The sequence below is a fragment of the Halococcus saccharolyticus DSM 5350 genome, assembly GCF_000336915.1.
Lineage (GTDB): Archaea > Halobacteriota > Halobacteria > Halobacteriales > Halococcaceae > Halococcus > Halococcus saccharolyticus.
Genome location: NZ_AOMD01000027.1, coordinates 58218 through 78344, shown reverse-complemented (window position 1 = coordinate 78344; position 20127 = coordinate 58218). Strand labels below are relative to the sequence as shown.

Here is a 20127-nt window from a genome sequence, read left to right as displayed (position 1 = left end):
GACGAACCCCTCACTTGAACCTCGGTAACAGTCTCGGCGTAGCCGTTGCTGTCTGTGCGTGTGGGGTCCAAACGATCGACCGGACGCCTTTCGACCGCGATCGTTCGCCGACGGCCAGCGCTACCGTCCGTCAGTGCGGTCGGCAGCGGACTGTCCGGTCCGTGAGTCGTCGCACATCGCTCGGCCGATCTCAGTGCGAACGAACTCCTCGGCGATGACTTCGTACCGAAGCGTGCCGTCGCTGTCCTCGGTGGCACACGCCGTACAGAACGTCATGCGACGCTGGGTGCCGTCTTCGAGCACGTACTCCTCGGTTTCGCGGTCGGTCGCCGTGGTCGAGCCGCAGTCCGGACACGGATGATCGGCCGCGATGAGCACGTCGTCCGCCATCTGAATAGTTGTGTTCGAACGGGGAGTACCTTCAATCTACTGCACGTGACAGCTTCGGATGGGTACGCACATGTGTGCGCCGTGCCTCCGCTACGGTCATGGGCGACGGGAAACAGGCCACGCTCGGCGGCAGCGAGGCCGACACGCGCGATCCGGACGAGCACGCGACCAACGATTTCGGTGACGAACTCGGCGAGCACGAAACCAAAGGTGGGTACAACCGATACGACGTCACGAGCCTGCTCCAGAAGGCTGTGCGGCGCTCGGACGAGGAGTGTGCGGCGTGGGCGGCGTGGGAACTCGTCCGCTCGGGATACGCGTGGAACCTCTGGGACCGGCTCGCGCTCTACGTCGTCGAAGACCTGCGAGCGGGCGCGGACGTCGTCCTCACTATCGATCGCTACGAGCGACTCGCGACCGAACGCTGGGACGACGACGGCTGGGAGGGGCGACTCTGCGGGATCCACGCGGCGCTCGCCGCCGCCCGGGCCACCTCGACCCGTGAGGCCACCTACGCCAACGAGTACTTCGAGCGGGTCGCCGAGGAACGGGCCGCAGCGCGCGAAGCGGGCCGCGAGCCGGCCCACGACTTTCCGGTCGATGACCTCGAACCCGGCGACACGTTCGACGTGATCTTCGACCAGCACACCTACGACGGCAAGAAGATGGGCCGCGACGGCCGGTACTTCACCGTCCACGGCGCGCGCGTCGGCCCGACGGGCGAGCCGGAGCTGAGCAAGCGGTGGCGACGCCGGAGCTTGGCGCTCGCCGATCGGTCGTACAGCGACGCCGAGCGATCGCACGCGCTTGCGCCGGTCGATCCCGACGACCGCTGGGCCGAACCCGAGCAACCCGGTCCCGACGACTCGACTAACGACGAGGACTGACGACCTGGCTCTGATCAAGCCGAACGACCTGATGATGCGCGTGGTTTCCTGAGATCGCTCCTGGCGATCTAAAGCGGAGATCTACTAATAGCCAACAGCCATTTCGATGCGATGGCTCTGCCACTGCCTCTATCGAATGAAATTTCAGCACAAGATATAAATTACTGAGTTTCATATTGACAGATAGAACAGTAGTATGAGATGGGCACAAAATTTCTATGAGATCCAAGATGCCGTAGACGAAAATCCAGATCTTAGAGGGAGAGTTCTGGACTTAGTCGACACCGACTCTATCCATGGGAAGGCCCTCGAAGGCAATGGTCGAACAGAGTCTCTACGAGATATCCTTAGTGAGTTCTTTGAGGGACAGATCGGCCTAGAAGAGTCGTTCAAAGCTGTTTCCACGGAGCTTCCACAGGGGAAATCCCCTCACGCTCATGACAATCGGGTGTTCGCGAAGGGGTGGGACGAAAGGCTGGTGCGCACGCAGGCTAGTCGATTTTACAATCAAGCTGTTCTCCATGCATTGGAAGAAGACGGGCAAGAGAGCTGCTTCATTCCTCATTCCGACGAAGAGGATAAGGACTCATCCTGCACGATCAGGTTAGCAGGAGACGAGGCTGAGGTGGAAGTCATGCTCGATAGACTCGAACGAACGTACGGGCAAGCAGATTACCATGGAAAGGTAAAGATCCCTGAACACCCGCATTGTACCCATACGATAGTCCCTTCTTCAGATAGTTAATCCGTTCTGTGGAGACTCAGACGTGCAGCCTGTAGATGCTCTCGACATCTCCGTACTGAATCTCAATATGGGATCAATGACTCCGGACTCAACGATGAAAATGGGCCGGTCGCCCTCCCCCGGCCCATGGTTCGCGTATGCTCCCACGCTCGGTGGTCCCGTGTTGGCCGAGCGTAGCACAGGCAACACGCCTGCACGAGCCACTATGTCGGCCGACTTGCTTAGCTCTTGTTACCAGTTGCCACGATATTGGGTGTCGATCGATCTCACGTGAGCACCCATCGTCGGAATCGGTGGTGTCGACCACGTCCGATCAGTGCGCGTGGAGTGAGACGGTCGTGATTGGCGCACCTCTCAGAACTGTTCCGGGAGGAACACCTCGTGCTCGGGAAACAGCCGATCCAGCACGTCGGCGGTCCCTGAGGTATCCACGTCGAGATCGCCGACCACTCTGGCATGTTCGGCCGAGCAGTAGCCGACGAGGAGCTGTGAGAGCGTCCCGATGTCGGTCGTCGCATCCGGTTCGGCGTCGACGCGTTCGACGGACGCCACGTTGTCTTCGACCCGAATCGCGAACGTCGCATCGTTCCACGGCGCGTGTGGATCGTCGACGTCGACGGTGACGGTGGCGTCCTCGACACCGGGGTACGGGACGGCTTCGAGCGCTGTCGGGACGTCGACGATCCGAACCATCTGGCCGGCAGCCATCTCGACCTCGATCGCGTCCCGGTCGGTGACGACGTCCAGAAGACGGTCGTGATCGTGGCCGTACAGCTCGACCGTGTTCACCTGGGAGTCGTGATCGTGGCAGAAGCGCAGGAGATTCAGATACGCCTCGTGGTCGGCGGACGCCATTTCGTCGACGACTAGGCGTCGGCCGTCGTCGTCATTCCGGATCCGGTACAGCAGGTAGCCCCGTGGCTCGTCCTCGCGGAGCCACACGTAGCAGTATCGCTCCGTATCGTCGCTCTGAAACACTCGATCGCGCCACCAGTCGTCGCTCCGGCGGGTCGCGAGGTTCACGCCGTCGAGCCACGCCTCGAAGACCGGTTCCAAGGTGGCGTACTCCTCGGGTTCGATCCGCCGGAACTCGCCGGCCGCGGCGGATCGCACCGTCGACAGCGCCGCGGGATCGACGGTCGCGGTCCGATACCGACAACCGGTCGCCCAGCCGTAGCGCGCGTAGAAGTCGTGTTTGAACGGCCAGAGAGCGGCAATCGGCCAATCTCGATCGCGATACTCCCGGAGCGAGGCTTCGAGGAGTTCCCCGACGAACCCCTGACGTCGACGGTCCGGCGGCGAGGCCACTCCCGAGAGACCGGCCATCGGGAGCCACTCGCCGCGCAGTCGGACGGTGAACTCGATGTGGGTCCCGCAAGCAACGAGGTCGTCGCCGTCGAAGACCCCTCGATCCTCGCCGAACGCCCACCGTCGTTGACGTCGTTCGTCGATCGGTTCATCCGGGTCGTACGGTCCCGACCCGGCGTCGAACGCGTAGCCCGTGATCGCCCGATGGCGCTCTTCGGCCGCTTCGGGGATGGGACGATACTCGATCATACCGATCCGGGGGCATCGCGCGGCAAATACTTTCAGGCCGTCCGGTGGATCGCCGTCACCAGCCTCAATCGTCCGCCGGAGCCGCGCCCGTCTCTGCATCCGCGTCTGCGTCCGCCGTTGCTCCTGCCGCCCCGCCCGCATCGATCGCCTCCGCAAGGAGTTCCGAGAGCCCGACGATCTCGATCTCGTCCTCGAAGCTTCCCGTCTTGCGGCCGTCCTCGTACATCGTCATGCACATCGGGCAGGCGACGACGAACTTCTCGACCGCAGCCCCCGCGTCGGTGTCCTCCAAGGCTTCGCGGAGGCGTTCCTCGCTGGGTTTTGGCTCCTCGTCGAAGTCCATCCAGAGCCCGCCGCCACCGCCACCACAGCAGAAGGAGTTCGCACGATTCCTGGGCATCTCGTTCAGGTCACAGCCCGTGCGCCGGACGAGATTTCGGGGGGCCTCGTACTCGTCGTTCATCCGACCGAGGTGGCAGGGATCGTGGTAGGTGACGGTGTGATCGAGTTCGGTGCCTCTGAGATCGAGCGCGCCGCTGTCCGCGAGCTCCTGAACGACCTGCGTGTAGTGGTGGACGTCGATTTCCCCATCCTGATTCCACTCCACGCCGTCGAGTTCGGGGTACTCGTTCGAGAAGGTGTTGTAGCTGTGCGGGTCGGTGCAGACGATGGTGTCGAACTCGCAGCTCTCGAAGGCGTCGACGTTGTCCTCGGCGAGCATCTCGTAGAGCCCCTCCTCGCCCACTCGCCGGACGTCGTTGCCGTCGTTCTGTTCGTCCTCGTAGAGGATGCCGTAGTCGACGCCCGCGTGCTCGAAGATGGTGGCGAGCGACCGGGCGACTCGCCGGTTTCGCTCGTCGTAGGAGGGGTAGTCACCGACGTACCAGAGGTATTCGACGGGTTCATCGCGCGCGTCGGGCACCTCGAAGTCGAGCTCTTCGGTCCACTCGGGACGTTTGCGCTCGGGGTCCCCGAACGAGTTCCCCTGGCCGAAGATGTCCATCATGGTCTCCTGGACGTTCTCGTCCATCTCGCCGGATTCGGTGAGCCGGCGATTCATCTCGGTGAACTGCGGGACGTGCTCGATGTCGACGGGACAGGCGTCCATGCAGGCCATGCAGGACATACACGACTCCATCGTGCGCGGATTGATCACGCTCGTGCCACCGTCGGCGACGATTTCCTTGGTTTCGCCGCCAGCGTTCACCGACTCGCGGTAGCTCTTGAGATCGAGGATCACGTCGCGCGGGTCGAGCGGCCGGCCCGACGCCTTCGCGGGACACACCGACGAACACCGGCCACATTTGGTGCAGGCGTCCTGATCGAGCATCTGTCGCCACGACATGTCCTCGATCCCAGTAAAGCCGATCTCGTCGGGATCGGCGTCGGCGGGGACGCCGGGCAGCCGGGTGCCGGCCTTCTCGTCGCGCGTGACGACGTTGGCGAAACTCGACAGCATGTGGAACGGCTTGGCGTAGGGCACCCACGCCACGAAGCCGAGCGCGAGCAGCGAGTGCGACCACCACGCCGCCGGGTAGAGCGTGGTCGCGAACCCTTCGGAGACGCCGATTCCCTGGAGGACGAGCGCGACGAACCAGCCCACGAAGCTCACGGTCTCGAACTCGGGAAAGCCGGTCGCGAGGATCCGCACTCCTTCGACGAGATAGCCGCCGGCAGCGAGGAGGAAGAGCGTCCAGACGAACAGCCCGTCTTCGACGCTGGTGTGTTTGCCCCACAGCCGCTCGTTCCGGACGACGTACCGCCGGTAGATCGCCATTCCGAGCCCGATGACGAACAGAAAGCCCATCGCGTCCATCACGAGCGAGTAGGACAGGTAGAAATCGCCGACGAAGAACGACTGCGTCTCGCCCAGCAGCCCTGTGACGAGCTGGTAGCCGTCCATGTCGATCGCGAGAATGGTGGTGCCGATCAGAAGCGTGAGGAAACCCCACATGATGAAGGCGTGCATCAGCCCACCGTAGAGGTCGCGATTGAACTGGTTCTCGTTGGTGATGACGGTCTTCGCGGCGCTCACGATCCGATTCGGGAGGTCGTCGAGCCGCGAGAAAGCGTCCTCGGTTCCTCGGGTGTACCGCGCGAACCGTTCGTAGACCCCATACAGGAAGACCGTGACTGCAAGCGCCGTGAGGAAATAGAACAGGGCCTTCCCGACGGGACCGATCAGCCAGAACGTCTCTCGGGTGACGGTCTCACCTGCCTGGAGCACGAGTGTCATCGATTATCGTCGTAGAGCCGGCGGGCAGCGTTAAGTCTTGTCCACCGTCGACGATCGGGCCGACGTTGGTTGGAAATCAACAACAAGTTTCCCGTTTCTACCGGTGCGCTCCGGCACCCCACGGGACCCCGTTTCAATCCTTGCGGCGCGAGCGTGGACGTGGGGTGGTCGATCTCGGCTCAGACGAACGCCCAGCCGACGAGCGCCGCAGCCAGACCGAGCGCCGGCAGGTCGTGACGCGTGAACCGGAGCGCCGGCAGGGTCGGGTTCCACGCGAAACACCGGGCGCGGAGCGCCACGCCCAGCCGATCGGCCCGCCCGAACGCCCGCTGGATCCCTGCGCTCGTAACGATCCCCATTCGTTCGATGAGTCCACGCTCGCTCCCGAGCCGCGCGCGCATCGCCGCGCGCGTCCGCGAGAGATCGGCCAGCAGTACGGGGAGAAAGCGGAAGACGAGCGCCACGCCGACGCCGAGGAAACGACCCGGACGGCCGGGGACGAGCCGCTGAATCGCCGCCCGCGAGTCACGCACGCGCGTCGTCCGAACGTAGACGACGCTCACGGCGAGCACGAGCAGGACGCGATAGCTCGCGAGCGCCGGCGCGACCGCCTGTGAGAGAGCGATCCACGGCGGACCCAGGGTGAAGGCGGCGATCGCCGGCCCGGCGAGCAGGAAGGGGAGCGCGTAGCGCGCCTCGGCAAGAGCGGCGATCGGCGACAGTCTCGCCGCCGCGAGGACGCACCCCGCGAGCGCGGTCAGGATCACGAGACCGCGCGGCGTGGTGTGAGCGAACGCCGCGAGCGCGAACCCGACCTGCACTGCGAGCTTCGCCCGCGGATCGAGTCGGTGGACGAACGAGTCGCCCGGCTCGTAGCTCAGCACGGCGCGCGCACGCCGAGGTCCGGAAGGCGACCGATCGCTGCAGCGGGCGGTGCGTCGAGCGCGACCCGACCCTCGTTCATCACGAGCACGCGATCGGCGGGATCGACGAGATCACGGAGATCGTGGGTCACGACCACGATCCCGGTGCCGTCGGCGTGGAGCGCCCGGATTCTGTCCAGCACCGACTGGCGTGCTGGCTCGTCGAGGCCCGCGAACGGCTCGTCGAGCACGAGGTGATCGGGTGCCATCGCGAGCGCGCCAGCGATCGCGACCCGCGCCCGCTCGCCGCCCGACAGCCGGTCGATGCGCTCGTTCTCGCGGTCGTCCAGCCGCACCGCTGCGAGCGCGTCGGCCACCCGACGGTCGATTTCATTCCTATCGAGACCGAGGTTTTCGGGCCCGAACGCCACATCTGCGCCGATGGTCGCGGCCACGAACCCGTCGCGCGGGTCCTGGAACGTCATCGCGACCGCGGTTCGTGCGGCCACGACGTCCGTCGTGACCGGCTGGCCGTTCACCGATACGGTACCCGCATCGGGGTCGAGCAGGCCGTTGAACTGCCGGACAAGGGTCGTCTTTCCCGAACCGTTCGGCCCCGCGAGCACGACGAACGAGCCATCGTCGATGGTGAGCGAGACACCGTCGACCGCCGGTCGTGGCTTCGTTTCGGTCGCGTCGTCCCGGTCGGCGGTGGACTCCTGACCCGATTTCGACGATCCGCCGGTGCCGTTGTAGCGATGGACGAGATTGCGGACCTCGATCATGCCGTGGCGGCGATCGCGTCGCTCCGGACGATCCCCACCCCGGCCGCGATCTTCAGCGCCTCGGCCGGGATGAACGCGGCCGCACCGCCAACGAACGCCTCGACGGGACCGAGATTTTGGACCACCATTAGCCCCACCACCCCGAACGTGTAGATTACGATTACGCCGAGAACCATCGCACCGACGAGTCGGGCGAGGCCGACCGATTTCGGATCGACGAGCGAGGTGCCGCCGTGGACGACGACGCCGATCGCGGCGGCCGCGAACGGGTACGACCAGAGGTAGCCCGCGGTCGGGCCGACGAGGACACCGAGCCCCGCCGATCCGCCGGCGAACACCGGTGCGCCGAGCGCGCCAGCGAGCAGGTAGAGCCCGCAGGCCGCTCCACCCCACACCGGGCCGAGCAGGATTCCCGCGAGAAAGACGCCGAGCACCTGGAGCGTGACCGGGGCGGGTGAGACGGGGTTCGGGAAGCTGACGTAGGCGAACGCGCCGATCAGGGCGGCGAACAGTGCTGCGCGCGCGAGGTTGCTCGCGGCTGCGTCGCCAACGAGCTCCACGTCGCCGGTTTCGGCGCTCATCGTCCCCTCCCTCGTCGATCGTCGCGTGGTTCGGTCATCGATACGTCCTTCCAGCCGTCAACTCTCTTAGCCTCGTCGGTCGACGGGCCGTTTACACCGCCGGCAGATTTTTACGGATCGGTGTCAGACGCTTCGTTCGCGCGACGATGGACGAAAAAACTGAAGAACTCCGTGATATCTTCGTCGACGTTACCGACGAGTCGACGGTCACCGAGCGCCAGGAGGACACCCCCGGGTCGCTCGCGCGCGACGAGTCGGCGGCCGAGCGCGTCGAAGCGGTCGTGGCCTCGATGCGCGAGCGCTACGACTTCGACACCGATCTCCCGGATGCGGCGCTCGCCGATCTGGTCGAGGGGTTCTACGACGGGTTGGGCGATGCCGCCCTCGCGGAACGTGCGGCGGATTCAGTAGACGAGGATGACGCTGACGAGGGGACGAGTTCCGATGCGTCAGATCCCGAAACCTTCGATCTCTCCCGTCGCGACGTCTTCCGCGTGCGGATGGACCTTCATCTCGTCCGCGAGGCCGACACCGACGCTCCGTTCGCCCTCGGCGACCTCCGGGACCGCCTCACGAACGACGAGCCGATCGCCGAGATCGCCGACGCTCTCGACGTCGCCGAATCGACCGTCCGGCGCTATCACCGAGTGCTCGAAACCCAGGCCGAACGTCGTCGCGTCGGCGACCGCTTCCGCGAGGAGTTCGACGAGATCCTTTCGGACGCCGATCTCGCCTCGCTCACCGAGGACGTCACCCGCGACGGTCTCGACGACGCCACCGACGGGATGGAAAACGACCTCTCCTTTTGATCCTGTCCCCGCTGCCGGCTGTGCCGGATCGTGAGCCGAGCGCCGCACGCGAACGGGTTATCCGTCCGTGGCTCGTCGGTTCGGGCGAATGCAGGTCGCGCTTCTCACCGTCGGCGACGAGCTTCTCGCGGGCGACACCCAGAACACCAACGCGACGTGGCTCGCGGGGCAGCTCACTGATCGTGGCGCGACGGTCGCGAGAGTTCTCGTGGTGCCCGACGACCGCGACCTGATCGCCCGGAAGGTGTGCGAGTTCGCCGAGCGTTTCGACGCCGTGATCGTGACGGGTGGGCTCGGTGGCACGCCCGACGACGTCACGATGGCTGCGGTTGCAGCGGCGTTCGACCGCCCGCTCGCGCCCGACGACCGTGCGCTCGCCGACGTCGAGGCCACGGTCAAGGCGGTTCGCGAGGAGTTCCCCGACATCGATCTCGACCACGAGGCCGAGGCCTCGATCCCTGACGGAAGTCGACCGCTGCTGAACGAGCCGGGTCTCGCACCGGGCTGCGTGATCGAGAATACCTACGTGCTCCCCGGCGTTCCCGGTGAGATGAAGGCGATGTTCGAGTCGGTTGCGGACTCGTTCGGGGGCGATGTCGAGTCACGGACGTTCCACACCGCGACCCCGGAGGCCGATCTCGTCGCCGACCTCGAAGCCGCCGGCGAACAGTTCGACGTCGCCGTCGGGTGCTATCCCGATCCCGCAGTCCGCCACAACCGGATCAAACTCACCGGCGAGGACCCTACCGAACTCGACAGAGCAGCGGAGTGGCTCGAAGCCCGCGTCGAGGTGACGACGCCGACGGAGTGAGGGGCCATCGCGCTCACCGGACCGTCTCGTCGGCCGATCGTGGTGTGTCCGGTGTGGACGCCGCGCTCTCGCTCGACTGGAGGATCGTCAGCGCGGTCATCAGATCGGTTCGGGAGACGAGACCGGTGAACTCCCCGCGGAGATCGACGACCGGGAGTCGGCCGACGCCTTCGGATTGCATCGTCGAGAGCGCGGTCATCGCGTCGGCATCCGCTGGGATCGTCGTGAGTTCGCGGGTCATCACCTCCTCGACCCGATAGGCGTCGCGTTCGACCTCCCGAACTTCGCGGGCGTCCGACAGCGTGACCAGCCCGACGAGCTTGCCATCGTCGAGGACGGGATAGCCGGTGTGGCGCTCGGTCAGCATCCGATCGATCAGTTCGGCGACCGAGGTCTCCGGTGCGACGGCGTGGATCTCGTTGGCAGGCGTCATGACCCGCTCGATTGCAACCCCCTCCAGAGCGGCCTTCGTGGTGGCCTGCTGGGCCTCACCGGCGGCACTCATGTAGATGAAAAAGGCGATCGCGATCAGCACGATTCCGCCAGAGAGCAGCCCCGCGAGGCCGAGCAGGAACGCGAACCCCTTGCCGACCTCGGCGGCGAGCTGCGTCGCCCGAGCGTGGGTGCGATTGCGCGCGAGCAGCGCACGCAGGACGCGACCGCCGTCCATCGGGAAGCCGGGGAGGAGATTGAACCCCGCGAGCACGACGTTCGCCAGCGCGAGATACGCGAGCACGAATCGGGCGGCCCCGAACGACTCGGGGAGTGCGAGGAAGCCGAGATACGACACCGCACCGACCGCGATGCTCACGATCGGCCCGGCGACCGCGACGGCGAACTCCTGTCGCCAGTCCTCGGGCATCTCCGTCAACTGGGCGATCCCGCCAAGAAACCAGAGCGTGATCGAGTCGATCGGGTAGCCATAGCGCATCGCCACGAGCGAGTGGCCGAGCTCGTGGAGCACGACCCCGACGAACAGCCCGATCGCGGCGACGCTGCCGAGCACGAGCGGCGTCGAGCCCGCCGACAGCGACGCCACTGGGAGGTTTGCCCCCACGACGTCGTTCATGATGCCGGTCCACCGATTCACGTCGGCGGCGATGAGCCACGCGAACAGGGGGAGCACGAGCAAGAACGACAGACCGACCTTGATGGGGATCCCGGCGATGCGGCCGATCCGAAAGCTGGGCATACCCCGAGTAGGGCTGGCGGCATCTTAAGCCCGCCCCCGCCCGCGAACGTTTTTGACCGCGCCGATCGTGGCGGTCGCATGAGCGAGTCACCCGAACCGTCCCAGTCATCCGAGCCGTCGCCGGTCGTGCGACGAGCCGACGATGTCGCGTACGAGCCCGTCGATGCAGCCGACGGCCTCGAAAAGGGCGTGCTTGTCGACGAAGCTCGCGGTGCGCCAAACTTCGCCATCCGGCGGTTCACGCTCGCTCCCGGGGCCGAGGTCCCGAAACACACCAACGAAGTCGAACACGAGCAGTACGTTCTGGAGGGGGAGTACGTGGTCGGTATCAGCGAGGCGTCGAAGACGCCTCGGGAAGACGGCGACAGCGAGGCACACTGTGCCTCGGGCCGTGCGAGCGGGCAAGGCCCGCGAGCAGAAGCCGTCGACGACGACGAGGAACACACCGTGAGCGCCGGCGACTCGCTGTTGATCCCGGCAGGAACGGTCCACTGGTATCGCAACGAGGGAGACGAGGAAGGGGCGTTCATCTGCGCGGTGCCGAACGGTGACGACGCGATCGAACTCGTCGAGTAGCGTGGACTCCGACCACCGGAGTCACGCCGATCGTTCGAGCGACTGAAATACCTCTCTCTCATACCTCCATGCGTGTCACAGCAGGTCGGGCGGGTCGAGACGCTGTTCGTCCACGGCGTCGGCGACGAGTATCTCGTCAGCGCGATCCGCGACGGGACGCGACTCTTTCGCGCGCGCCTCGAACTCGGATCGACCGACGCCGGACCGCGGCCCGCGGCCTTCCGGATCAAGGAGGGATCGGGCGAGGAGCCGCGCAGTCCCGACCAGTTCGTCGAGATCGCGCGCCGCGCCGGTCGCATCCGGATTTCCGAACAGACGAGTCGCCACGACCGCGACGCGATCTCCGAGATGCTGTCGGGCTACCAGCTCGACGCGAAAACGGTCAGAACCTGTCGGTACTGCGCGTCGGCCGGGCGGTACTCGCCGATCACGAGCGAAACCGCGATCGAAGCCGACGGCGAGACCATCTGTCCCGACTGCGCGCGGACCGAACTCGAACGCGAACTCGCTCACCACGACGTGAGCGCGACTGCGGGCGATCGGCTGGAAGAGCTGCTCCTCGAGGTCCAGGATCTCGACCGGGTCACGAACCTGCTCTCGGGCCATCTCGATCCCGACCTCACGAAGTTCGACGAGATGAGCGCCACTACTGAAGCTGTGGACCCGGTTCCGGTGGGCGATCTCGATCTCCATCCCGGCATGCAGGAACTGCTCGACGACCGCTTCGAGACCCTCCTTCCGGTGCAGAGCCTCGCGGTCCACGGCGGCGCGCTCGACGGCGACGATCAACTGGTGGTGAGCGCCACAGCTACCGGAAAGACGCTGATCGGCGAGATGGCCGGGCTCGACCGACTCCTCCGTGGGGAGGGGAAAATGCTGTTTCTCGTGCCGCTCGTGGCGCTCGCGAACCAGAAATACGAGGACTTCAGCGACGAGTACGGCCACCTCGCCGACGTCACCATCCGGGTGGGAGCGAGCCGGGTACGGGGCGACGGCGAGCGGTTCGATCCCGACGCCGACATCGTGGTCGGCACCTACGAGGGGATCGACCACGCGCTCCGGGTCGGCCAGGATCTCGGCGACATCGGGACGGTGGTGATCGACGAGGTCCATACCTTGGAGGACGACGATCGGGGCCACCGTCTCGACGGACTGATCGCCAGGCTCAAAGGCTACTGCGAGAGTCGCGCCAGCAGCAGTCACCGCAGCGACGGAACAGCCGGAACGCAGTGGCTCTACCTCTCGGCGACGGTCGGCAACCCGCGCTGGCTGGCGGGGCGGCTCGACGCGAACCTCGTGGAGTTCGAGGAACGACCGGTGCCGATCGAGCGCCACGTCACCTTCGCCGACAGCCAGGAGAAAGCCCGCGTGGCGAACAAGCTCGTCCGCCGGGAGTTCGACCGCGAGTCCTCGAAGGGGTATCGCGGCCAGACGATCGTGTTCACCAACTCCCGGCGGCGGTGTCACGAACTCAGCCGAAAGCTGGAGTACGACGCCGCGCCCTATCACGCCGGGCTCGATTACTCGCGCCGGAAGGCGGTCGAACGCCAGTTCGCCGACCAGGACCTCGCGGCGGTCGTGACGACGGCGGCGCTCGCGGCCGGCGTCGACTTCCCGGCCTCCCAGGTGATCTTCGACTCGCTGGCGATGGGGATCGAATGGCTGACAGTACAGGAGTTCCACCAGATGCTCGGGCGTGCGGGCCGGCCGGACTATCACGACCGCGGCGTGGTCTACGTCCTCGTCGAACCCGACGGGAGCTACCATTCGAGCATGCCTGGCTCCGAGGACGAGATCGCTTTCAAGCTTCTCAAAGGCGAGATGGAACCGGTTGCGATGCGCTACGACGAAACCAGCGCGGTGGAGGAGGTCCTCGCGAACATCACCGTGGCGGGCGGGGGCGCGAAGGGGCTCACCGGCCGGATGGTTGGCGAGGTGCCGTTGAAACACGCAGTCGGCAAACTGCTCGATTACGGGTTCATCGACGGTCTCGAACCCACACCCCTCGGCCGCGCGGTGACGCGCCACTTCCTCGAACCCGGTGTGGCGTTCACGATGCTCGACGGGATCCGGAAAGGGGTTGATCCCTACGATGTGGTGGCGGATGTCGAGCTCCGCGACGAGGAGGAGTAGTTCGGGATTCAGACGAACGGACTTGCGAGGATCGCCGGGACGAACGCGACCCCGAGCACCGAAAGGAGGACCACGAGGACCGCGCCCGGTAGCCCGCCGATCGCGACGATCACGAGCGTGAGCCAGTCGATCTGAACCCCGACGCCGAGCCACTCCGCGACGAGGAAGACCAGCAGACCAACCACCGCGTTGATCAACAGTGGTCGGGCGGCCTGAACGATCCGCGCCGCACCGAGGAGGAAGACGACCGCGAGCGCGAGCGCCGCGATCTCGATTCCCGTAACCATACCGCGACTCCGCGGCCGTGACGTATCCCTTCTGCGATCGAACGGAAGGGTTTATTCGCGACCGGGCGGTAGAGGAGACGCGGGACCGTGGGTTAGCCTGGTATACTTCGGGCCTTGGGTGCCCGTGACCCCGGTTCAAATCCGGGCGGTCCCACTCTTCGAGAACGTTCGACGTTCACTTTCACTCTCCACGTTGCGAAGGTTCTTACCCGGAAGCGAACAATCCAGAAACAAGGATGGCTCGTGCGGAGAACACCGAACTGATCGACGACTTCGAGGAGTTCTACCGCAACTACTACCGGAACGAGATCGGCGAACTCGCCCGACAGTACCCCAACGAGCAGCGGTCGCTGTTCATCGACTGGGACGATCTCTATCGGTTCGATTCGGATCTCGCGGACGACTACCGCTCGCAACCGGGTCAGCTCCAGGAGTACGCCGAGGAGGCGCTTCGACTGTATGACCTCCCTGTGGACGTGGGCCTCGGGCGCGCACACGTCCGGATCAGGGGACTTCAGGAGACCACCGAGATCCGGGAGATCCGGGCGCGCCACCGCGGACAGCTCCTTTCAGTACAGGGTACAGTCCAGAAGGCGACCGATGTCCGTCCAAAGATCACCGAGGCCGCCTTCGAGTGCCAGCGTTGCGGGACGCTCTCTCGAATTCCACAGACGGGTGGCGATTTCCAGGAACCCCACGAGTGCCAGGGGTGTGAGCGCCAGGGCCCCTTCGACATCAACTTCGACCAGTCGGAGTTCGTCGATGCCCAGAAGATCCGGGTCCAGGAGAGTCCCGAGGGACTGCGCGGCGGCGAGACGCCTCAGGACATCGACGTCCACATCGAGGACGACATCACCGGGGCGGTGACTGCTGGCGACCACGTTCGCGTGACCGGCGTGCTCCACCTCGACCAACAGGAGTCGGGCCGGGAGGCCACGGCGATGTTCGACGTGTACATGGACGGCGTGTCGGTCGAGATCGAGGACGAGCAGTTCGAGGACATGGACATCGACGAGGCCGACAAGCGCGCGATCGTCGACCTCTCGACCGCCGACGACATCTACGACCAGATGATCGCCTCGATCGCGCCCTCGATCTACGGCTACGAGCAGGCCAAACTCGCCATGACGCTCCAGCTCTTTTCGGGCGTCGCCAAACACCTCCCCGACGGATCGCGGATCCGTGGTGACCTGCATATGCTCTTGATCGGTGATCCCGGTACTGGGAAGTCCCAGCTCCTCCAATATATCCGACAGATAGCGCCTCGATCGGTGTACACCTCGGGGAAGGGGAGCAGCTCGGCGGGGCTGACGGCGAGCGCGGTCCAGGACGACTTCGGCGAGGGCCAGCAGTGGACCCTCGAAGCAGGGGCATTGGTGCTCGCCGATCAGGGCATCGCGGCGGTTGACGAACTCGACAAGATGGAGGCGGGCGACCGGTCGGCGATGCACGAGGCGCTCGAACAGCAGACCATCAGCATCAGCAAAGCGGGGATCAACGCCACCCTCAAGTCGCGGTGTTCGCTGCTGGGTGCGGCGAACCCCAAGTACGGACGGTTCGACCAGTACGAGTCGATCGGCGAGCAGATCGACCTCGAACCCGCCCTCATTTCGCGGTTCGACCTGATATTCACCGTCACCGACGATCCCGACCCCGACCGGGACAGGGAGCTCGCCGAACACATCCTCCGGACGAACTACGCGGGCGAGCTCAACACCCAGCGAACCGAACAGACCGCGGCGAACGTCACCCAATCGGAGGTCGATGCGGTTACTGATACGGTCGCACCCGCGATCGAGCCCGATCTCCTCCGGAAGTACGTCGCCTACGCCCAGCGCAACTGCTTCCCGACGATGACCGAGGAGGCCAAAGAGGCGATCAGCGATTTCTACGTCGACCTCCGATCGAAGGGGGCCGACGAGGACGCGCCGATCCCCGTCACGGCACGGAAACTGGAGGCGCTCGTCCGGCTCGCGGAGGCGTCGGCGCGGGTCAGGCTCGCGGATACGGTCGAACTGGAGGACGCCGAACGCGTCATCGAGGTCGTCCGCACCCAGCTCCAGGATATCGGCGTCGATCCCGAAACCGGCGAGTTCGACGCCGACATCGTCGAGACCGGGACCTCGAAGACCCAGCGCGACCGAATCAAGAACGTGAAGGCGCTGATCGCGGAGATCGAGGAGGAGTACGACGCGGGCGCACCGATCGAGGAGGTGCTCGACCGCGCCGAGGAGACTGGAACCGAGCGCTCGAAGGCCGAACACGAACTCGAAAAACTGCGACGGCAGGGCGAGGTGTACGAACCGCAGACCGATCATCTCCGGACGACCTGAGACCGGCGGCGTGAGTCGCGGACCGAATCACGCGCGTAGCTCTTGGTAGGTCGCCCGGAGCGTCACCGGCGTCACGTCCGCGACCTCGGCGGCCGCCTGCTGGGTGAGGCCATGGCCGGTTTCGGTTGCCGCGGTGTAGAGACAGGCCGCAGCCACCCCGCTCGGATTCCGGCCGCTGACGAGGCCGCGGTCGCGACCCTCGGCGACGAGTTCTCGCGCTCGCGCCTCGACTCCGTGTGGGAGGCCGAGCTGGCTGGCGAACCGCGCGAGATACTCCGTGGGATCGATTGGCCCCGTTGGGAGACCGAGGTCGCGATTCAAGGCATCGTAGGCTGCAGTGAGTTCGTCTCGCGACGCCTTCGCGACCGTAACGATCTCCGCGAGCGTGCGTGAGACGCCGTCGGTTCGACAGACCGCGTAGATCGTGGCGGCGGCGAACCCCTCCAACGAGCGCCCTCGGAGAAGGTCGGCGTCTTGGGCCGACTCGAACAGCACGCAGGCCCGATCTCGGACGCTGTCCGACAGCCCGAGCGCGCACACTTGACGTCTGATCTCGGTGAACGCATACACTTTGTTGCGCTCGGCTTTCGAGGCGATCCGCGAACGGGAGTGCTGGCGGCGGAGCCGCGCGAACAGTCGGCGCTTCCGTCCGGTCAGTCTGGTCGAGCGACCGATTTCGGTCGAGAGGCCACGGTCGTGACGCGAGCGCGTCAGCGGTGCGCCGGTTCGCTTGCGCGTCTCGCGCTCGAACGACCGCCACTCGGGGCCACGGTCGATCTCGTCGGCCGCGACGACGAGACCACACTCGTCGCAGGCCGTCTCCTCGTCGACAGCGACTAGCTGCCCGTTGCATTCCGGACAGCTACCGCTTGATTTCATAGCTAGAGTTGACTACATTCTATACACTTAAGAATTTGTGTTTTGTTTCTCCGAGGCGTTCTGTGGCCAGTCACTGAGCGTCGCGAACGTCGTCAGCGATCCGATCGAGATCGTCGTCGGCGAGGTCGGGTCGATCGCCGGCAACGACGTGGATCGGCGCGCCGCCGTCGTCCTCGAACCGTGGGATTACGTGGCCGTGGACGTGGGGCACCTCCTGACCGGCGGCCGAGCCGTTGTTGAACGCCACCGTGGTGGCATCGGCGTCGACCGCCGCCTCGATCGCTGGCGTCAGCCGGTGGAGTGCGGCGAAGACGTCGCTTGCAAGCTCTTCGGGGAGCTCGTCGAGGCGCTCGTGGTGGTCGTTCGGCACCACGAGCGTGTGGCCAGGTGCGAGCGGGTTCGCGTCGAGGAACGCGGTCACGGTGTCGGTTTCGTGGACGATGCGGCCAGGGATCTCGCCGGCGATGATCCCGCAGAACGGACAGTCGGTGGACATGGTCTGATCCATCGCGCGGGTGAGGCAAGAACGTTCTGCCGTGATCGTCTTTCGCGCCTCAGTCGATCTCAGCGAGCGTCTCCCCGATGGCGTCGAGATACGATTCGCGGGTATAGTCGAGTCGTGACACCCAGACTTCCTGGTACGATGGATGAAGTATCCGCACCAGCGTAGTGTCGAGACTGGCGAGTGAAACGGGTTCGAGCACCGCGTCGATGAACCCGTCGAGATCGCGGTCTTCGGTCGCCAGCAGGCTCTCTGTCGCGTGTTTGCCGGTCGCGACCACGGCCCGTGGCTCGACGTCTTCGATCTCTCGTTCGAGGTACGGTCGGCAGTTCGCGCGTTCCTCGGCCGTGGGTTCGCGGTTCGAGCCGTCCTCACCTTCGGGGAAACACTTGACGCCGTTCGTGAAGTAGCACTCGTCGGAGTCGTAGCCGAGGTCGGCGAACAGCTCCCTGATCTTCCGGCCGGAGTGACGCGTGGTGTAGGCCATCCCGGTCCAGTTGCCGCCCTGCCAGCGGTCGGCCTCCGGCGTACCGGCACCGGGCGCTTCGCCGACCACGACGAGATCGGCGTCGAGTGCGCCGTTGCCCCACGAAATGCACGCACGAGACTCGACGAGTGCGGGACACCGCCGGCAGTCGGCGACGAGAGCGTTCCTCGATTCCGGGTTCGGGAACTCGGACACGGTCGGACTACTGGTCGACGTGGGCTTGAGTCTGCTCCCTCTCTCGTGGTCCCTAACTCTCGGTGCTGAGCGAACGCATGGATCCAGCGAGGGTTTTTGGCTCTGATAGCCGCACTTGTGTTGTGAGCTCTCATCGATCCGCGTCGACCGATACGCTGTGGGAGTACGAAACCCTTCGACCGCCGAGGGGCGAGACCAGAAAGGAGTCAGAGGACCCGAAGGCAGAAATGAATGAACTCGCTGCCGAAGGTTGGCGACTCGTCGAAACCATCGACTACACTGGCGGTGGAACCAAGTATCTCGTCTTCGAGCGGCCTGCTCGGTCGGACGAAGACGATGCTACGGACGAGGATTCGTCGTGAGTACCGACATCGACGAGTCGAACGTCGACACTGACATGGATGTCAGTACGGCGAACACGATGCGTGAGCGGGCTGGCGAGAGCCGGCTCAAACTCTGGATCCTGTTGAGCGCGAATCGCCTCGTCGTGACCGGTGTTCTCGCGGTTACGATGTTCGTCGTGTTCGTCGTCGCAGTGACGGTGCTCCCGCCGCCGTTGGTCCCCCAACTGGAGTCCGGCGACACGATCGAGACGATGTTCTCGACGATGATTGGCGCAGTCATCACCGGCACCACGCTTGTTGTCACCATCGGTCAGCTCGTGCTCTCCCAGGAAAACGGCCCGCTCGGCGAACAGCGCGAGCGGATGGAGAACTCCATGGACTTCCGGGATTACACTGAGGAGTTGATCGGTACCCCAAGCCCCGCAGACCCGTCGGCGTTCCTGCGTGGCCTCGTCGATCTGTCACAGGACCGCGCCGAGGCGGTGCGCGATGGCCTCAGCGACATCGATAGCGACCAGCTCCAGTGGGAAACTGAAGAGTTTACTGAAAGCCTGATCGGCAACTCAGAAACCGTGCGCGACCAGCTCGATGGCGCAAAGTTCGGCACGTTCGACGTGCTGTTCGCCGCCCTGAACTACAACTACGGCTGGAAGATCTACCAGGTCGAGCGCCTCCTCCACGACCACGAAGAGGATCTCGGCCAGCCCGAAAACGACCTTCTCAACGAGTTGAAGTCATCGCTGTCGATGTTCGGGCCGGCGCGCGAACACGTCAAAACCCTCTATTTCGAGTGGGCACTGGTCACACTCTCACAGTTGATTCTCTACGCCGCGATCCCAGCGCTCGCCGTCGCGGGGATCATGCTTACTGTCGCCGAACCCGGAACAGCCTCGGGAGCGACGTTCGGTATCGAAAACATCACGTTCCTGATCGGCGCGGCGTTTACTGTCACGTTGACCCCGTTCCTCTTGTTCGCGTCGTACGTCTCGCGGATCGTGACCGTCGCGAAGCGGACGCTTGCGATCGAACCGTTGATCCTCCGGGACTCACAGCGATAGTCCGATCCTCCGCCTCGGCGAGTTCATAGGACTTCGTTCCCGTCGGCGGTTACGTTCACCGTCTCGATCGTGGTCGAGTTGGCGGTGTTGCTCGCGACGATCGACGAGTTCTGATTCGCGGGGACCGTGAAGATGACCGTCGTTTGGCCGGGATCGACAGGTATCGTTTGGAACGATCGTCCGTTCGCCTTGATGACGGTGATTTGGGTCACGTTGCCAGCATCCCCAGTGGAACGAAGCGTCGCATTCACCCGAACACCAGAACCAGTCCACGGCTCCGTCGCTGAGAGGCCGTCGAACACGCTCGAATCGCTTGTTTCGGTCGTGATCGATGGCTCGAGCGTGAGACAGCCGCCGAATGCGAATACGAGGACGACCATCGCCGCCACGAGAACGTGTCGCCACGATGTTTTCGGCATAGCTACCCGACACGGGGAGTGAGAAAAACGGTTCTGCCTGCGGCAGTGCTCACGACGA

Annotated in this window: 21 protein-coding genes and 1 tRNA gene; 10 read left to right on the top strand and 12 right to left on the bottom strand. The window is 65.1% G+C overall.

The window, feature by feature from the left end:
- Positions 1–120: 120 nt before the first annotated feature.
- Positions 121–390 carry a hypothetical protein gene (locus C449_RS12485; RefSeq protein WP_006078383.1) on the bottom strand — a complete coding sequence of 90 codons (270 nt, stop codon included), beginning with the start codon at positions 388–390 and terminating at the stop codon, positions 121–123.
- 98 nt (positions 391–488) lie between these two features.
- On the opposite strand from C449_RS12485, the gene C449_RS12480 reads away from it, so the two are divergent.
- Both C449_RS12480 and C449_RS12475 read left to right on the top strand, forming a co-directional pair.
- A complete protein-coding gene (locus C449_RS12480) occupies positions 489–1277 on the top strand; it encodes a hypothetical protein (protein WP_006078382.1) in 789 nt (262 codons plus the stop codon).
- 196 nt (positions 1278–1473) lie between these two features.
- Positions 1474–2022, top strand: a complete 549-nt coding sequence (locus tag C449_RS12475) for a hypothetical protein (RefSeq protein ID WP_006078381.1) — start codon at positions 1474–1476, stop codon at positions 2020–2022.
- Positions 2023–2376: 354 nt separating this feature from the next.
- Here the strand turns inward: C449_RS12475 and C449_RS12470 are convergent, their stop codons facing one another.
- From C449_RS12470 to C449_RS12450, 5 genes are all read right to left on the bottom strand, one after another.
- Positions 2377–3579 carry a GNAT family N-acetyltransferase gene (locus C449_RS12470; protein WP_006078380.1) on the bottom strand — a complete coding sequence of 401 codons (1203 nt, stop codon included), beginning with the start codon at positions 3577–3579 and terminating at the stop codon, positions 2377–2379.
- A 64-nt stretch (positions 3580–3643) separates the two neighbouring features.
- Complete coding sequence (locus tag C449_RS12465) at positions 3644–5815, bottom strand: heterodisulfide reductase-related iron-sulfur binding cluster (protein ID WP_006078379.1); 2172 nt, start codon at positions 5813–5815, stop codon at positions 3644–3646.
- Positions 5816–5994: 179 nt separating this feature from the next.
- Positions 5995–6699, bottom strand: coding sequence for an energy-coupling factor transporter transmembrane component T family protein (locus C449_RS12460; protein ID WP_006078378.1), 705 nt, complete (start codon positions 6697–6699; stop codon positions 5995–5997).
- On the bottom strand, positions 6693–7463 hold the full coding sequence (locus C449_RS12455) for an energy-coupling factor ABC transporter ATP-binding protein (RefSeq protein WP_006078377.1): 771 nt from the start codon (positions 7461–7463) through the stop codon (positions 6693–6695). Before C449_RS12455 ends, C449_RS12460 begins: the two co-directional genes overlap by 7 nt.
- Positions 7460–8044: a biotin transporter BioY gene (locus tag C449_RS12450; protein ID WP_006078376.1), complete on the bottom strand. Its 585-nt coding sequence runs from the start codon at positions 8042–8044 to the stop codon at positions 7460–7462. Before C449_RS12450 ends, C449_RS12455 begins: the two co-directional genes overlap by 4 nt.
- A gap of 146 nt (positions 8045–8190) precedes the next feature.
- Between C449_RS12450 and C449_RS12445 the strand changes: the two genes are divergently transcribed.
- On the top strand, positions 8191–8853 hold the full coding sequence (locus C449_RS12445; protein ID WP_006078375.1) for a hypothetical protein: 663 nt from the start codon (positions 8191–8193) through the stop codon (positions 8851–8853).
- A gap of 88 nt (positions 8854–8941) precedes the next feature.
- Positions 8942–9664, top strand: coding sequence for a competence/damage-inducible protein A (locus C449_RS12440; protein ID WP_006078374.1), 723 nt, complete (start codon positions 8942–8944; stop codon positions 9662–9664).
- A gap of 13 nt (positions 9665–9677) precedes the next feature.
- Here C449_RS12440 and C449_RS12435 read toward each other — a convergent pair whose 3' ends face one another.
- Complete coding sequence (locus C449_RS12435; protein WP_006078373.1) at positions 9678–10856, bottom strand: CBS domain-containing protein; 1179 nt, start codon at positions 10854–10856, stop codon at positions 9678–9680.
- A gap of 78 nt (positions 10857–10934) precedes the next feature.
- Between C449_RS12435 and C449_RS12430 the strand changes: the two genes are divergently transcribed.
- Positions 10935–11432 carry a cupin domain-containing protein gene (locus tag C449_RS12430; protein WP_006078372.1) on the top strand — a complete coding sequence of 166 codons (498 nt, stop codon included), beginning with the start codon at positions 10935–10937 and terminating at the stop codon, positions 11430–11432.
- A 72-nt stretch (positions 11433–11504) separates the two neighbouring features.
- On the top strand, positions 11505–13565 hold the full coding sequence (locus C449_RS12425) for a DEAD/DEAH box helicase (protein ID WP_006078371.1): 2061 nt from the start codon (positions 11505–11507) through the stop codon (positions 13563–13565).
- Between the two features lie 8 nt (positions 13566–13573).
- Here C449_RS12425 and C449_RS12420 read toward each other — a convergent pair whose 3' ends face one another.
- The gene (locus tag C449_RS12420; protein ID WP_006078370.1) at positions 13574–13852 is read right to left on the bottom strand and encodes a pro-sigmaK processing inhibitor BofA family protein; all 279 of its coding nucleotides are present in this window, start codon (positions 13850–13852) and stop codon (positions 13574–13576) included.
- A gap of 81 nt (positions 13853–13933) precedes the next feature.
- On the opposite strand from C449_RS12420, the gene C449_RS12415 reads away from it, so the two are divergent.
- Positions 13934–14006: transfer RNA gene (locus C449_RS12415), tRNA-Pro, on the top strand.
- A gap of 82 nt (positions 14007–14088) precedes the next feature.
- Entirely contained in the window at positions 14089–16185 is a 2097-nt protein-coding gene (locus tag C449_RS12410) for a minichromosome maintenance protein MCM (protein ID WP_006078369.1), read from the top strand.
- A 27-nt stretch (positions 16186–16212) separates the two neighbouring features.
- On the opposite strand, the gene C449_RS12405 is transcribed toward C449_RS12410, so the two are convergent.
- The 3 genes from C449_RS12405 to C449_RS12395 all read right to left on the bottom strand — a co-directional run bounded on the left by C449_RS12405 (position 16213) and on the right by C449_RS12395 (position 18248).
- Complete coding sequence (locus C449_RS12405; RefSeq protein ID WP_006078368.1) at positions 16213–17064, bottom strand: transcription initiation factor IIB; 852 nt, start codon at positions 17062–17064, stop codon at positions 16213–16215.
- A 70-nt stretch (positions 17065–17134) separates the two neighbouring features.
- Positions 17135–17560, bottom strand: a complete 426-nt coding sequence (locus C449_RS12400; protein ID WP_049914163.1) for an HIT family protein — start codon at positions 17558–17560, stop codon at positions 17135–17137.
- Between the two features lie 58 nt (positions 17561–17618).
- Positions 17619–18248, bottom strand: coding sequence for a uracil-DNA glycosylase (locus C449_RS12395; protein ID WP_006078366.1), 630 nt, complete (start codon positions 18246–18248; stop codon positions 17619–17621).
- 122 nt (positions 18249–18370) lie between these two features.
- On the opposite strand from C449_RS12395, the gene C449_RS12390 reads away from it, so the two are divergent.
- Entirely contained in the window at positions 18371–18610 is a 240-nt protein-coding gene (locus C449_RS12390; RefSeq protein WP_049914157.1) for a DUF4177 domain-containing protein, read from the top strand.
- A 35-nt stretch (positions 18611–18645) separates the two neighbouring features.
- Positions 18646–19650, top strand: a complete 1005-nt coding sequence (locus C449_RS12385; RefSeq protein ID WP_394295353.1) for a hypothetical protein — start codon at positions 18646–18648, stop codon at positions 19648–19650.
- A gap of 23 nt (positions 19651–19673) precedes the next feature.
- Here C449_RS12385 and C449_RS12380 read toward each other — a convergent pair whose 3' ends face one another.
- Positions 19674–20069 (bottom strand): hypothetical protein, encoded by a 396-nt coding sequence (locus C449_RS12380; protein WP_006078363.1) that lies wholly within the window; start codon positions 20067–20069, stop codon positions 19674–19676.
- Positions 20070–20127 lie beyond the last annotated feature (58 nt).